Origin of the sequence: Amycolatopsis sp. (assembly GCF_036008905.1) — a bacterium.
GTDB lineage: Bacteria > Actinomycetota > Actinomycetes > Mycobacteriales > Pseudonocardiaceae > Amycolatopsis.
Genome location: NZ_DASYMU010000047.1, coordinates 27,109 through 40,934, shown reverse-complemented (window position 1 = coordinate 40,934; position 13,826 = coordinate 27,109). Strand labels below are relative to the sequence as shown.

General features: G+C 68.4%; 15 protein-coding genes and 1 pseudogene. 6 read left to right on the top strand and 10 right to left on the bottom strand.

What is annotated here, in order from left to right; genetic code table 11:
• Nucleotides 1-23: 23 nt before the first annotated feature.
• The 5 genes from lipB to lpdA form a co-directional block, all read right to left on the bottom strand.
• On the bottom strand, nt 24-767 hold the full coding sequence (gene lipB, locus VGP60_RS09685) for a lipoyl(octanoyl) transferase LipB (RefSeq protein ID WP_327547574.1): 744 nt from the start codon (nt 765-767) through the stop codon (nt 24-26).
• A 10-nt stretch (nt 768-777) separates the two neighbouring features.
• Nucleotides 778-1,431: a phosphatase PAP2 family protein gene (locus VGP60_RS09680; protein ID WP_327547573.1), complete on the bottom strand. Its 654-nt coding sequence runs from the start codon at nt 1,429-1,431 to the stop codon at nt 778-780.
• On the bottom strand, nt 1,428-2,312 hold the full coding sequence (locus VGP60_RS09675; protein ID WP_327547572.1) for a TIGR01777 family oxidoreductase: 885 nt from the start codon (nt 2,310-2,312) through the stop codon (nt 1,428-1,430). The genes VGP60_RS09680 and VGP60_RS09675 overlap by 4 nt, the downstream gene beginning before the upstream one ends.
• Nucleotides 2,313-2,504: 192 nt before the next feature.
• Nucleotides 2,505-4,286 (bottom strand): 2-oxoglutarate dehydrogenase, E2 component, dihydrolipoamide succinyltransferase, encoded by a 1,782-nt coding sequence (sucB, locus tag VGP60_RS09670; RefSeq protein ID WP_327547571.1) that lies wholly within the window; start codon nt 4,284-4,286, stop codon nt 2,505-2,507.
• A 55-nt stretch (nt 4,287-4,341) separates the two neighbouring features.
• The gene (gene lpdA / locus VGP60_RS09665; RefSeq protein ID WP_327547570.1) at nt 4,342-5,715 is read right to left on the bottom strand and encodes a dihydrolipoyl dehydrogenase; all 1,374 of its coding nucleotides are present in this window, start codon (nt 5,713-5,715) and stop codon (nt 4,342-4,344) included.
• 181 nt (nt 5,716-5,896) lie between these two features.
• Between lpdA and VGP60_RS09660 the strand changes: the two genes are divergently transcribed.
• Nucleotides 5,897-6,241 carry an oxidoreductase gene (locus VGP60_RS09660; RefSeq protein WP_327547569.1) on the top strand — a complete coding sequence of 115 codons (345 nt, stop codon included), beginning with the start codon at nt 5,897-5,899 and terminating at the stop codon, nt 6,239-6,241.
• A gap of 14 nt (nt 6,242-6,255) precedes the next feature.
• Here the strand turns inward: VGP60_RS09660 and VGP60_RS09655 are convergent, their stop codons facing one another.
• On the bottom strand, nt 6,256-7,326 hold the full coding sequence (locus VGP60_RS09655; protein WP_327547568.1) for an SMI1/KNR4 family protein: 1,071 nt from the start codon (nt 7,324-7,326) through the stop codon (nt 6,256-6,258).
• Between the two features lie 56 nt (nt 7,327-7,382).
• Nucleotides 7,383-8,888, bottom strand: coding sequence for a leucyl aminopeptidase (locus VGP60_RS09650; RefSeq protein ID WP_327547567.1), 1,506 nt, complete (start codon nt 8,886-8,888; stop codon nt 7,383-7,385).
• A 95-nt stretch (nt 8,889-8,983) separates the two neighbouring features.
• Between VGP60_RS09650 and VGP60_RS09645 the strand changes: the two genes are divergently transcribed.
• Complete coding sequence (locus VGP60_RS09645) at nt 8,984-9,829, top strand: hypothetical protein (RefSeq protein WP_327547566.1); 846 nt, start codon at nt 8,984-8,986, stop codon at nt 9,827-9,829.
• Entirely contained in the window at nt 9,822-10,460 is a 639-nt protein-coding gene (locus VGP60_RS09640) for a DUF402 domain-containing protein (RefSeq protein ID WP_327547565.1), read from the top strand. The genes VGP60_RS09645 and VGP60_RS09640 overlap by 8 nt, the downstream gene beginning before the upstream one ends.
• On the opposite strand, the gene VGP60_RS09635 is transcribed toward VGP60_RS09640, so the two are convergent.
• Entirely contained in the window at nt 10,457-10,765 is a 309-nt protein-coding gene (locus tag VGP60_RS09635; RefSeq protein ID WP_327547564.1) for a hypothetical protein, read from the bottom strand. The two genes, VGP60_RS09640 and VGP60_RS09635, sit on opposite strands and share 4 nt — an antisense overlap.
• Before the next feature lie 107 nt (nt 10,766-10,872).
• On the opposite strand from VGP60_RS09635, the gene VGP60_RS09630 reads away from it, so the two are divergent.
• The 3 genes and pseudogenes from VGP60_RS09630 to VGP60_RS09620 form a co-directional block, all read left to right on the top strand.
• Nucleotides 10,873-11,976 carry a branched-chain amino acid aminotransferase gene (locus VGP60_RS09630; protein WP_327547563.1) on the top strand — a complete coding sequence of 368 codons (1,104 nt, stop codon included), beginning with the start codon at nt 10,873-10,875 and terminating at the stop codon, nt 11,974-11,976.
• 116 nt (nt 11,977-12,092) lie between these two features.
• Nucleotides 12,093-12,521: a hypothetical protein gene (locus VGP60_RS09625; RefSeq protein WP_327547562.1), complete on the top strand. Its 429-nt coding sequence runs from the start codon at nt 12,093-12,095 to the stop codon at nt 12,519-12,521.
• A gap of 195 nt (nt 12,522-12,716) precedes the next feature.
• Nucleotides 12,717-12,938 (top strand): annotated as a pseudogene (locus VGP60_RS09620) (branched chain amino acid aminotransferase); the annotation flags it as partial.
• Between the two features lie 31 nt (nt 12,939-12,969).
• Here the strand turns inward: VGP60_RS09620 and VGP60_RS09615 are convergent.
• Complete coding sequence (locus VGP60_RS09615) at nt 12,970-13,389, bottom strand: Imm7 family immunity protein (protein ID WP_327547561.1); 420 nt, start codon at nt 13,387-13,389, stop codon at nt 12,970-12,972.
• Nucleotides 13,382-13,798 (bottom strand): Imm7 family immunity protein, encoded by a 417-nt coding sequence (locus tag VGP60_RS09610; protein ID WP_327547560.1) that lies wholly within the window; start codon nt 13,796-13,798, stop codon nt 13,382-13,384. Before VGP60_RS09610 ends, VGP60_RS09615 begins: the two co-directional genes overlap by 8 nt.
• Between the last annotated feature and the right edge of the window lie 28 nt (nt 13,799-13,826).

Genomic DNA, 13,826 nt, shown 5'->3' with positions numbered 1-13,826 from the left:
CGGAACGGCCCTTTTTTACCCGATCAGGACTGAAGGGCGAACGTGACACCCGGCGCTGTCGGCGCCTCGGGCCGGGGCAGCCAGTGCTCGTCGGTGACCGGGAGCTCGCCTTCGAGCGCGGCCAGGACGGCGTCGCGGGCGGCCGGAAGCGCATCGGCGACGGTGACTTCACGGCCGAGCTCGTAGGACAGCGAGGTCACGCCCGCGTCGCGGATGCCGCACGGCACGATCTTGTCGAACGCGGCCAGGTCGGCGTTGCAGTTCAGTTCGAAGCCGTGCATCGTCACGCCGCGCTGGACGCGGATGCCGATGGCCGCGATCTTGCGTTCGGGGCCGCGGTCGTCGGCGGGGATCCACACGCCGCTGCGGCCTTCGACGCGGCCGGTGTGCACGCCGAAGCCCGTGCACACGGTGATCAACGCCTCTTCCAGCCGGCGTACGTAGTGCACGACGTCGATCGGGTCGGCGAGCTTGATGATCGGGTAGCCGACGAGCTGGCCGGGACCGTGCCAGGTGATCTTGCCGCCGCGGTCGACGTCGATGACCGGGGTGCCGTCTGTCGGCCTGTCCTCGGCTTCGGTGCGCTTGCCCGCCGTGTACACCGAGGGGTGTTCCAGCAGGAACATGGTGTCCGGGCCGTCGCCGTCCGCGCGGGCCGTGACGAGCTCACGTTGGAGCTCCCACGCTTCGGTGTAGTCGATCGTGCCGATCGGGCGGACGTCGACGGGTTCGGTGGTGGCGCGGCAGCTCACGGTGGAAGAACTCACCCCAGCGAGGTTACGCCGCCTCCTGATCGGCGGACACCGGGTCCGGCGGCTTCGGCAGCAGCCGCAGCGCCACCGCCGCGAGGATCCCGATCCCGAGCACGCCGAACACCGCTCCGACGGTGTCGGAGAGCCAGTGCACGCCGAAAACCACCCTGCTCGCCGCGCAGAGCGTCGTGGCGAGCACGGCGATGACGGCGACGCGGCGAAGCAGCCGTGGCGCCAGCCACAGGCACAGCAGTACCGCGCCGAAACCGGTCGACGCGGTGGAAACCACATGCCCGCTGGGAAAACTGAAGTCGGGGTAATCACGCGGCCGGGCCCGGCCGAACACCGGCTTGAGGACGACGCTCGTCAGGCGGCACAGGAGTACCACCGCGGTGATCTTGACCAGCACGGCGGCGCGGCCGCGATCGCCGCGGCGCCACGCGATCACCGCGGCGACGAACAGGATCGCGCCGAACACCCAGGGGAGCACCGGGCCGAGCAGGTCGCTGACGATCGAGGCGACCGTTCCCACGGGGTGTTGCCACTGGTCTTGCAGGGCGTTCGCGATCGCGGAGTCGAGCGACAGCGGTTGCCGGGCCACAAGCAGGCCGAGCGCGAGGAGGCCGACGCACAGCACTACGCCGAGCACGACCCAGCGCACGCGCGGAACGGTCGTCATAACCCCGCGGCCAATGCGCTTCCGACGTCATTGTGGCGGAAGGTGAAACCGGCGTGTTCCAGAGCGCGCGGGAGGGCGCGCTGACCGTAGAGGGCCATCTCCTCGCCGAGTTGCCCGAGGACGGCCTTCAACGCGAAGCCGGGTACCCACCAGGGAGCGGGGCGGTGCAGCACGGCGCCGAACGCTTTCGTGAACTCGGCGTTGGTCACCGGCTTCGGGCTCGTGAGGTTGACCGGACCGGACAGTGTGTCGTCCTCGAGCAGGAACTGGATACCGGAAATCGCGTCCTCGAACGAGATCCACGCCATGAACTGGTGGCCGTCGCCGAGTTTTCCGCCCAGTGCCGAGGCGAACAGTGGTTTCAGGGTGCCGATGAGGCCGCCCTTGCCGGACAGGACCGGCGCGGTCCGGATCGACACCACCCTGGCCCCGGCCACCTTGGCGGGTGCCGTCGCGGCTTCCCAGGCGATGCAGAGCTCAGCGAGGAAACCCTGGCCGTGCACCGAGTTCTCGTCGACCGTCATCGAGCCGGTGTCACCGTAGTAGCCGACGGCGGATCCGTTGACGAGCAAGGGAATTCCGTGTTCGGCGACGGCTTCCGCGAGGACTTCGGTCGGCTCGAGCCTGCTGTCGAACAGGACCTGCTTGCGGGCCGCGCTCCAGCGCTGCGGGAACAGCGGGGCGCCGCACAGGTTGACCACCGCGTCGACGCCGTCGAAGGCTCCCCCGGCGATCTTGCCCGCGGGCGGGTCCCAGCGGAACTCGTCGGCCGCGCGACTCTCCCGCCGGACGAGTTTGCGCACGTCATGCCCGGCTTCGGAAAGCCGCGCCGCCAGTGCGCCGCCGATCAGACCACTCGCGCCCGCGATCAAGACTCGCATGTCCCCACCTTATGCACCTGCCCTGTGTGTGCTTGGTGAGCACCGAAGGTGTGACAGAACACGCTGCCCACCCGTCAGCTGTCGACAGGTGGCGATCCCTCAGAAACCAAGACATCGCCACCTGTCGACAGATGGCGGGACGAGACAGGGCGCCCACCGGGGAGGTGGGCGCCCTGTCTCGGTTAAAGCAGGTTACAGACCGAGCTCGTCCTCGAAGTTGCCTTCTTCGAGGCGCTGCTTGATCGTCGTGACGAACCGGCCCGCGTCGGCCCCGTCCACCAGGCGGTGGTCGTAGGTCAGCGGGAGGAACGCCATCGACCGCACGGCGATCGTGTCGTTGCCGTCGGCGTCGGCGATGACCACCGGACGCTTCACGACCGCGCCGGTACCGAGCATGCCGGACTGCGGCTGCACGATGATCGGCGTGTCGAACAGGGCACCGTTGCTGCCGATGTTCGTGACGGTGAAGGTGCCACCGGTCAGCTCGTCCGGCTTGATCTTGTTGGCCCGCGCGCGGCCCGCCAGGTCGGCGATCTTGTGCGCGAGACCGGCCAGGCTGAGCTCACCGGCGTCGTGGATGACGACCGAGAGGAGCCCCTTATCGGTGTCCACCGCGATGCCCAGGTGCACGGCGCCGTGGTAGGTGATCTCCTTGGTGTCCTCGTTGTACGACGCGTTGACATTCGGGTGCTGCTTGAGCGCCTCGACCGTCGCCTTCGCGAAGAACGGCAGGAACGTCAGGTTGACGCCCTCGCGCTCCTTGAAGGCCGCCTTCGCCCGCTGGCGCAGCCGGGCGACCTTGGTGACGTCGACCTCGTGGACCTGCGTGAGCTGCGCGGACACCTGTAGCGACTCGCGGGTCTTGGTGGCCGTGATCTGGCGGATCCGGCTGGCCTTCTGCACGGTGCCGCGCAGTGCCGCCAGCTCCGGCGACGGGCCGGTGGCCCGCTTGGGAGCCGGAGCGGAAGCCGCCGCGGGTGCGCTGGACTGCGGGGCCGGAGCAGCGGGAGCAGGTGCCGGAGCGGCTGCCGCCTTCTCCTTCTGCTTCGCTTCCGCGGCCGCGAGCACGTCCTGCTTGCGGATCCGGCCACCGACGCCACTGCCCGTGAGGGAGGCGAGGTCGATGGAGTGCTCGGAAGCCAGCTTGCGGACCAGCGGCGTCACGTACGGGCCACTGCCGTTGGAGTCCTCGGACTCCGCGGCCTTCGGGGCCGGCGCGGGGGCAGCCTTCAGCTCGGGCTTGGGCTCAGGCTTGGACTCCTGGACCGGCTCGGGCTTCGGCTCGGGCTTCGGCTCGGGCTTCGGTTCCGGCTTGGGCTCGGGCTTGGGTTCCGGCTTCGCTGCGGCCTTCGGCGCGGCGTTCGCGTCGCCGATGACGGCGAGCACGCCGCCGACCTCGACGGTCTCGTCCTCCTGCGCGCGGATCTCCAGGACGGTGCCGGCGACCGGGGACGGGACCTCGGTGTCGACCTTGTCCGTGGAGATCTCGAGCAGCGGCTCGTCGACCTCGACCGAATCGCCGACCTGCTTGAGCCAGCGGGTGACGGTGCCCTCGGTGACGCTCTCACCGAGCTCGGGCAGGGTCACCGAAGTGCCCTCGGCCGAACCCGAAGAGCTCGCCTGCGGAGTGGGCTCGGAAGCGGGCTCCGGCTCGGCCGCGGCCTCTTCCTTCGCCGGTTCGGGCTCGGGCTCCGCCTGCTTCTCCTCGGCAGCGGGTGCCGGGGCGCCACCGGCCGAGCCGTCGTCGATGACGGCGAGCTCGCCGCCGACCTCGACGGTCTCGTCCTCCTGCGCACTGATCTTGACTACCGTGCCGGCAACCGGGGAAGGAACCTCGGTGTCGACCTTGTCCGTGGAGATCTCCAGCAAGGGTTCGTCGACCTCGACGCGGTCGCCTTCCTGCTTCAACCACCTGGTGACGGTGCCCTCGGTGACGCTCTCACCGAGCTCCGGCAACGTGACGGAGTAGGCCATTGTTCGCTGACTCCCTTTGATATGTCTGGCGTGGTCTGGTTTCTCGAAGGTGACGTCAGCTGTGCACGTGTAGCGGCTTGCCCGCGAGGGCAAGGAATGCTTCGCCGAGGGCCTCGGTCTGGGTGGGGTGCGCGTGGATCAGCGGGGCGACGTCCTCGGGGAACGCCTCCCAGCTGTAGATCAGCTGCGCTTCGCCGATCAGCTCGCCGACGCGGTCGCCGACCATGTGGACACCGACGACCGGACCGTCCGGCGCCTTGATCAACTTTACGCCGCCGGAGGTCTTGAGGATCTGGCTCTTGCCGTTTCCGCCGAGGTCGTAGGTGTACGTGGTGACGTCCGAACCGTATTTCTCCTTGGCCGCGGCTTCGGTGAGCCCGACCGAGGCGACCTCGGGGTGCGAGTAGGTGACCCGCGGGATGCCGTTCTCGTCGATGACGCGCGGCGCGAGGCCGGCGATCTCCTCGGCGACGAAAATGCCCTGCGCGAACCCGCGGTGCGCGAGCTGCAGGCCGGGCACGATGTCGCCGACGGCGTAGACGTTCGGCAGGTTGGTCTGGAGGCGGTCGTTCGTCAGCACGAAGCCGCGATCGATCTTCACCCCGGCCTCTTCGTAACCGTGGCCGGCGGAGTTCGGGCCGCGGCCGACGGCGACGAGCAGCAGGTCGGCTTCCAGCGTCTCACCGGATTCCAGCGAAACGCTGACGCCGCTGTCGTTCTGCTTGGCACCGGTGAAGCGCACGCCGGTCTTGAAGGCGATCTTGCGCTTGCGGAAGGCCCGCTCGAGCTGCTTGGAGGCGAACTCGTCCTCGTTCGGGACCAGCCGCGGCAGCGCTTCGACGATGGTCACGTCGACGCCGAAGGACGCCCATACACTGGCGAACTCGACCCCGATGACACCGCCGCCGAGGACGACGACCTTCTCCGGGACGTAGTCGAGCGACAGGGCCTGCTCGCTGGCGATGATCCGCCCGCCGAGCTCGAGGCCGGGCAGCGTCCGGGAGTACGAACCGGTGGCCAGCAGCACGTTCTTGCCGGTGTGGCGGGTGCCGTCGACCTCGACGGTGGTGCCGCCGGCGAAGGTGCCGGTGCCCTCGACGAGGTTCACCTTGTGCGCCTTCGCGAGCCCCTGGAGGCCCTTGTACAGGCGCGAGACGATGGAATCCTTGTACTTGTTGACGCCGGCCATGTCGATGCCTTCGAGCGTCGACTTGACGCCGAACTGCTCGCCTTCACGGGCGTTGTCGGCGACCTCTGCCGCGTGGAGCAGTGCTTTGGTGGGGATGCAGCCTCGGTGGAGGCAGGTCCCGCCCAGCTTGTCCTTTTCGATCAGGGTGACGGAAAGGCCCAGCTCGGCCGCGCGGAACGCTGCGGCATAGCCGCCCGATCCGCCACCAAGGATCACAAGGTCGGCGGAGGTGTCGGTCACTTCAATTGCTCCTCAGCAGGCATCGGTGATGAAGCTCTGGCTGCGCGCGGCGCGATCTCCACGCGCGCGTCGTACGCCATCTTGTCACTAAGACCGTACGCGGTTGGAACCTAGCCGGGTGTCGGCCGGGGAGCATGGCGAAACGTCCGGATAATGGAGGTAGACGTCGACGAGAGGTGAGGTGGTCGAGGTGGGTCTCTTCGACTCGCTGCGCAAGCGCGGCAAGGGCGGCCAAAAGGCCGGTACGCTGCGGAAAGCCAGCTCCGGTGACACCAAGCACCTGGAGGAGTGGGCGGCAGCGAGGCATGGTGTCGAAGCCTATGTCGAGCCCAAGACGACAGTGACGGAGACAACCGTGGTGTTGATCGCACACGATGGCGAATGGACCCGTCGCCGGATCGACAGCCTCGACGCGGCGCAGAACTTCGGGCGCAAGCGGTCGATCCCGGTCTACGAGGTGGCCAGGGTCGGCTACCCGAAGCGGATGCGGGAGTACACCGAGCGGCAGAAACGCGGCGGCGTTTAAAGGTCACTTCGCGGTCATTTGGCCAGTAGGTCGAGGTGGTGTTCGAGCAGTGCGCGGAAGCTGCGGTGCGGGGTCGTGCCGAGGACGGGGTCCAGTTCCAGTGCCAGCCAGCCGCCGCCGACGGGGCTGAGCGCGAGGACACCGTGCTCGGAGCGCTCGCTGATGAGCACGACACCGGCTTCGGCCGGCACCAGCTCGGCGGCGCCGAGGAGCCGGGGGAAGACCTCGTCCGCGGGTAGTCCGTCGCATGTGGACAGGAACGCCCGGTAATCGTCCGGCAGGCGCGTGCCCAGCCTGCGTTCGGCTTCCGTGAGCGCCCCGGGTCCGGCGGGCGCGGGGACTTCTCCGCCACGCAGCCGCATGATCTCCGTCACGAGTTCGGGCCAGGTTCCTGGCGGTCGCGGGGGAAAACGCCGATCCAAGGCCGCGATCAGGTCTCCGGCACAGCGTCCGGCCCACTCGCGCAATCCGAGCGGATCGGCTCCGGCGACCAGCAGCGGCGCGACGTGGCGGCACGCGACGAGCGAGACGACGTCCGGTGGTGTCCTGGCGACGGCCAGGTCCGCCCAGACGTCCAGCCGACCCGGTTTTCCTTCGCGCGCTTCGGTTTCGGCGTCGGCGGCCGCCGTGCGGACCTTGTCCGTGCGGGACTCGGAATCGAGTTTTTCGGCCAGGCCGGAGACGATCTTGGCGGCGGGTGAGTCGCCGAACAGCTCGGACAGTCCAAGGGGGACGATCGCGTCGGCGCGGCTCAGATAGGTGAGATGCGCGCGTTCTTCGGCGTCGAGATCCAACGGCGTCAGCGCGTCGGCCCACGACGGCCGTTCGCCCCGGGCCTCGAACAGCATCGCCCAGGCACGCGCCTTCACGGAGTCGGCGGCCAGCAGCGTCACCGGCCGTTCGGTGAGCGTGTGCCAGCGGGTCACCACCCTGTCCGACTCCGCGATCGCCCCGGCGGACGCCAGCAGCAGCGCCGCGAAGCCGATCGTCGTGTCGACGCGGGTTTCGTCCGCCGTCAGGACGTCACGGACCGCCGACTCCAGGTACTCGTCCCGCTCCCAGCCCACGCTGTCCTCTCGCTTCACCCCGGAAAAACTGAAGGGACCTCTCACCGGAGAGGTCCCTTCAGACTAGCGACGGGTCAGCCGTTGGCGGCGATGTCGGCGAGCACGGCGGCGATGGTGCGCACCGGCACCCCGGTGCCGCCCTTGCCGGTGTAGCCCCACGGGCCGCCGGTGTTGAACGACGGGCCCGCGATGTCGACGTGCGCCCACTGGAGACCCGCGGGCACGAACTCGCGCAGGAAGATCCCGGCGGCGAGCATGCCGCCCCAGCGGTGGTTGGTGACGTTCGCGAGATCGGCGAGACGCGAGTCGAGGTCGGCCCGCAGCTCCTCGGGCAGCGGCATCGCCCAGCCACCTTCACCGGTGCTCTGCGCGGCGGCGGCGACGCGGTCGCGGAACTCGTCGGAGCCCATGACGCCGGCGGTCCGGTTGCCCAGCGCGACGAGCTGCGCGCCGGTGAGTGTGGCGGTCTCGATCAGGTAATCGGGGTTCTCCTCGCCCGCGCGGACGATCGCGTCGGCCAGCACGAGCCTGCCCTCGGCGTCGGTGTTGAGCACCTCGACGGTCTTGCCGCCGTACATGCTGAGCACGTCGCCCGGCCGGTAGGAGGTGCCCGAAGGCATGTTCTCCGCCAGCGGGATGTGCGCGACGACCTCGAGCGGGTACTTGAGCTTGGCCGCGAGCACCACGGACGCGAGCACCGCGGCGGCGCCGGACATGTCCGAGGTCATGTGGTCCATGTTGGCGGCGGGCTTGATCGAGATGCCGCCCGAATCGAAGGTGATGCCCTTGCCGACGAGCGCGATCTTCTTGACCGCCTTCGGGCCCTTGTAGGCGACACGGACGAGCCGCGGCTGCCGCGAGGAACCGGCGCCGACGCCGAGGATGCCGCCGAAGCCCTTGCGCTTCAACGCCTTCTCGTCGAGGACCTCGAACTCGAGCCCGTTGGCCTCGGCGAGCTTGCGCGCGCGCTCGGCGAAGGACGCCGGGTACAGGTCGTTCGGCGGGGTGTTGATGAGGTCACGCGCGATGATCACGGACTCGGCGATCAGCGTCGCGGCCTTGAGCGTGGCGCGGTGATCCTTCGCGGCACCTTCCGCCGGGGTCGCGAAGTCCACTTTGGACAGCGGCGCGGTGCCGGGCTCGGAGCGGTACTCGGTGAAGACATAAGCGCCCAGCGCGGTGCCTTCGACGGCGGCGTGCAGGTCGATCGCGGACAGCGTCGAGAACGCGTGCGCGGTGCCGGACAGGGCACGCGCCGCGGCACCCGAGGCGCGGCGGACCTGCTCGGCGCTGATCACGCCGTCGGTGCCCGGCTTGCCGAGGCCGACCGCGAGGACGACACCGGAGGACAGCTTGCCGAGCGTCGGCACCTTCACCGTCTCTTCGGCCTTGCCGCTGGCACCGAGCGTGCTCAGCACGTCGGCGAGTTTGCCGTCGAACGCGGCGTTGACGGCTTCGGAACCGGCAGCCAGGGTGAGGCCGTCTTCGCCCTGCAGCGTCCCGATCACGACCACATCGGCGCGGGTCTTGCTCAGCGCGGCTTCCGAATTCTCGGAAAGGGCAAGCTTCGGCACGGTCACTTCTGGCTCCTCGCGCGTTCACGGTGGGACCGGGCACACGGCCCGGCCTGATCGTGAGCCATGCTAATGACAAGGGTTTCCGGCTGGTGAGGTAGGTGGTGGGGGTGCGTCTCGGCGCGGGTTTCCTGATCGCGTTGGCGGTGGGCGCGGGGGCGGCCGGGCCGTGGGTGCTGGTGGCGATCGCGCTCGCGGGCCTGCTGGCCTTCGCCGCGCTGCGGGCCCCGGTCGCCACCGGCCCGGCGACCCGCTGGACCAGGGCACTCGCGGAGCTGGCCCGGGTCGTGGTCTTCGCGACGGCGTTCGGCGCCTACGTGGTTCCGGAGCGCCCCGGGCTCGCCGCGGCGGCACTGGTCGTCGTGGTGACGGCGGTGAGCCTCGCCGGGATTTCGCTGCCGGACTACGCGCGCCGGTGGATCGTCGTGGCGCTGGTGCTCATGGCCCTGCTGCTGATCGCGTTGTGCCTGGCCATCCGGCCCGTGAGCGTCGTCGCGCCGCTGGAACCGCCGCCACCTGGCGGGCTGCTGCTCGCCACGCTGGTGATGTTCCCGCTGCTGGCACGTCGTCCGTCACCGCGGGCGGCCTGGTGGATCGGCGGTTCGACGGCGGTCGCGCTGGGCGTCGCCGCCGTCGCGCTCTACCAGCTGGGACCGAACCGGCTCGGGCTGTCGGTGACGTCGTTCCGTGAGCTGCTTTCGGCCGCCGACGCCGCCGACTTCACCCCGCTGCTCACCGTCGTCGCCGTGCTCGCCACCGTGCCCGCCGCGCTCAGTTCGTTCAGCGAGGCGAAGGCCGAGGTGGCGCGCACCGTGCCGCTGACGCTGGCCTGCGGGCTCGTCGGCGCGGTGACCGCGGCCTTCGCCGGCCCGGTCATCGCGCTGGCCGTCGCCGCCGCGCTGGCGTTCGGCGAGGTCGTGGCCGGATATCGTGAAAGGCGTGACTGAGCTGGGGGTCTGGGCGCCGGGGGAGACGGTCGTCCTGCGGTTCCCGCGGCCGGACGGCACGATCGGCCAGCAGCACCCGATGCGGGTGATTTCCGATGACGGCCGCGTCCTGCTGGGCTGGCTCCCGGCGGGGACCGAGATCGTCGGCAGCCGGCTCGTGGACGGCCGGTCGATGCGGGACGCCCCGCTCGGGCAGCGGTTCCGGATCGCGCGCGAGCGGTTCCTCACCACCTGGGAACACACGTCGACGCTGCGCCTGATCGCCGAAGACGAGTGGTCCTCGGTCTGGTGGTTCTTCGGCCAGGACGGCGGTTTCCTCGGCTGGTACGTGAACCTGGAGATCCCGCGGGGACGCACTCCGGCGGGCCCCGATCGGATCGACGGCGTGCTCGACCTGATGGTCACCGCGGCGGGTGAATGGAGCTGGAAGGACGAGGACGAAGCGGAAGAAGCCGTCCTGGCGGGACGCCTCACCGCCGACGAACTCACACGCCTGCGCGCGGAGGGTGAACGGCTCGGCGCGTTGGCGGAGGCGGGCGCGTTTCCGTTCGACGGGACCTGGACGGACTTCAGCCCCGATCCCGGCTGGCCCCGGCCCCGCCTGCCGGACGGCCTGGTGAGCGGGTCCTAGCCGACCATCAGGATCAGGCCGATCACCAGCACGACGTTGACGACGGCGAGCAGGACCAGCCCCTTGGCCGGGACCTCGGCGGGGAACACCTTGCCGAGCTTGTTCTTCCAGAACACGATCCCGAAGATCGCCGCGACGAGGCCGAGGATGGCGCCGAAGAAGCTGTCGAGGAGTCCGTTGCCGACCATCATCAGCAGGCCGGTGCCGAAGGTCAGCAGCACCGCGGTGGCGAACGTCTTCACGTCCGTCCCCTTGCCGGTGGCGACGGCCTTCGAGGGAGTGGAGTCCGCTTGGTAGTAGGTCACACCACCATCCTAGAGGCGACAGACCGGACAGGGGGTGAGGACCGTCGCCGGGTGACAAACACGGACTTCCGACCAACGCACTTCCGAGCAAGCGTTATCGTCTACTCATGACGACCACGACGCAGTTCACCTATACCCCGAATCCGAGCCCCGTCAGCCCGGAACGCGTCGCGGACGTACTGGCGAAGCCGGGATTCGGAACGTATTTCACCGACCACATGGTCACCGTGAAATGGAGCGCCGACCAGGGCTGGCACGAAGCCGCCGTCGGCCCGTACGCGCCGTTCTCCCTCGACCCCGCCACCTCGGTCCTGCACTACGGCCAGGCGATCTTCGAAGGCCTGAAGGCGTACCGCCAGCCGGACGGTTCCATCGCCTCCTTCCGCCCGGACGCGAACGCCGTGCGCTTCCAGCACTCCGCCGAGCGCCTCGCGATGCCGCAGCTGCCCGAGGAGATCTTCCTCGAGTCGCTGCGCCGGCTCGTCGACGCCGACGAGCGCTGGGTGCCGACCAAGCAGGGCGAATCGCTCTACCTGCGCCCGTTCATGATCTCCACCGAAGCCGGCCTCGGCGTCAACCGGCCGGCCAACGAGTACCTGTACTCGGTCATCGCCTCGCCAGCGGGCCCGTACTTCGCGAGCGGGGTGAAGCCGGTCAGCGTGTGGCTGTCGACGGAGTACGTGCGCGCGGCCCCGGGCGGCACCGGGTTCGCCAAGTGCGCCGGCAACTACGCGGCCTCGTTCGTCGCGCAGGCACAGGCCGTCGAGAAGGGCTGCGACCAGGTCGTCTGGCTCGACGCGGTGGAGCGCCGCTGGGTCGAGGAGATGGGTGGGATGAACCTGTTCTTCGTCTTCGGTTCCGGCGCAGACGCGCGCGTGGTCACCCCCGAGCTGAGCGGCTCGCTGCTGCCCGGCGTCACCCGGAAGTCGTTGCTGCAGCTGGCTTCCGACTTCGGGCACTCCGTCGAGGAGCGTCGTATCTCGACCGAGGAGTGGGAGAAGTCGGCCGCCTCCGGTGAGCTCACCGAGGTCTTCGCCTGCGGCACCGCCGCGGTGATCACCCCGGTCGGCCGCGTCAAGCACGCCGGTGGCGAGTTCACCGTCGCGGGCGGCCAGCCCGGCACTCTGACGATGAAACTGCGTGGAGCCTTGACCAGCATCCAGGAAGGTGCCGCTGCGGACCCGCACGGCTGGATGCACCGCCTCCGCTGAACCCGCTTTTCGGTCCGTGAAGGAGGCCCTCATTGTTCTTTCCTGTTGGCTGAAGGGGTTGAAGGCAAGTGATTTTGGCGGAATCATTTCTTGCCGCTCCGGGTGATGGAATTTACGTGTACATCGAGATCACGCGGAACGACGAATTGCCGGCCAAGTCGCATGCTCAAGATCGGTTGGGCTCGATCGAACTGGTAATCAATGGGATCGCCGTTCTTGATCGGCATATGCTCGACGATATCGACACTCTGTGGGCTCATGTTGCGATTCTTATCGATGACTATCGCAACGGGCGCAAAGCGTCGATGGTGTTTCCGAGTGAGCAGCTTGAATTTTCGTTCACGCCGATCGGACGTGGTCAAGTGGTGGTCGCTTCGGTGAATGGCGGTGACAGGCTCGCCGCGGCCGCGGATGAACACGAACTGATCTCCGTAATCCAACAAGCCGGGAACACGTACTTCGACAAGATGGAGACGTTGACCCAGCGTTTCTACGCCAAGGAGCGCACGCTCCTGAGTGGTCACAACCCCCATCTGTCGACTTAACGTGATCTCTTGGTTCCTAAGAGATCACGTTAAGTCGACAGATGCCGAGGTGGGGGTTAGTCCACGGCGACTGCATGTTCACAACATGCAGTCGACAGCCAGCCTTGCGCGATGGCGTCGGAGTGTTTCCACGTCCGGTCGATGCCGACCCGGGTTGCCGGGCACCGCGGGTGATGCGAGGTTGCGGAAGGTGCCGAGTGGGAGAAGTCGGCCGCCTCCGGTGAGCTCACCGAGGTCTTCGCCTGCGGCACCGCCGCGATGATCACCCCGGTTGGCCGCGTCAAGCACGCCGGTGGCGAGTTCACCGTCGCGGGCGGCCAGCCCGGCACCCTGACGATGAAACTGCGCGAAGCCCTGACGAGTATCCAGGAAGGCACCACGTCCGACCCGCACGGCTGGATGCACCCCCTCCGCTGAACCCGTTTCTTCACGGACTTTAAGAGTCCGGTTAGGCGTCTTCGATGACGGGGACGCACGGCGAGAGGAATGGATCCGCGTGCATGGTCAGTGTTCCCTGGGAGAGCACTCTGACCCGGAACGAGTTCGCCCCTGCTGTTGTGGAGATTTCGTCGCCGCCATCGTTGCTGCGCTCGTACAGCATTCCCCAAGAGCCGGGTAACAAAAGAATCAGCTCGGCGAGAAATTCGTCGACGTCGGTTTCACCACCGGGGTCACGACGGACCCGGTTTGGATGCCCCGTTATCCGGACGCAGGGCAGCGTGTCCGCGAAATAGAGTTTGGCCGAGCTGCTGATCCGGCCGAACTGCGCGATCGCCGGGCCGAGTTCCCCGAGTTTCGCCGCCAAACCTCCCCCATCCACCTGGTCTAGCGTTTCCGCTAGACGGAACCATCCTTGGAACTCATACATGACCGGCTCCGTTCGGTGCGGGCTGAAGCGGCGAGAGAAACGGGTCATGCCGAACGGATACGCCACCGCGAGCCACGATCTTGACCCGATAGGTGGACGGGCCCGGTGGGTCAGTCCACTCGTCGCAGCGCTCGTGCAAGAGCCCCCACGATCCGGGGAGGTGACGACAGAGAAACGACAGCGTCTCTCTCAACGCGGCCGCTTCAAATGACCGTTGCTCACGCTCGGCCGTCCCGTGCACCGACAGGTGGTACATGCCGTTGACGACTCCCACCTCGAAAACGGTGGTCGGCGGCAAGGTGAACCCGGAAACCAGCGAGCGCAACCGGTCGATCAACGCGGCCAGGACGTCAGTTTCACTCTCGTAGGTGTCCTCGCTGAGGCCGAACCATCCGTGAAATTCGTACATCACTGTCTCCTGGCCCAGCGGAACCGTA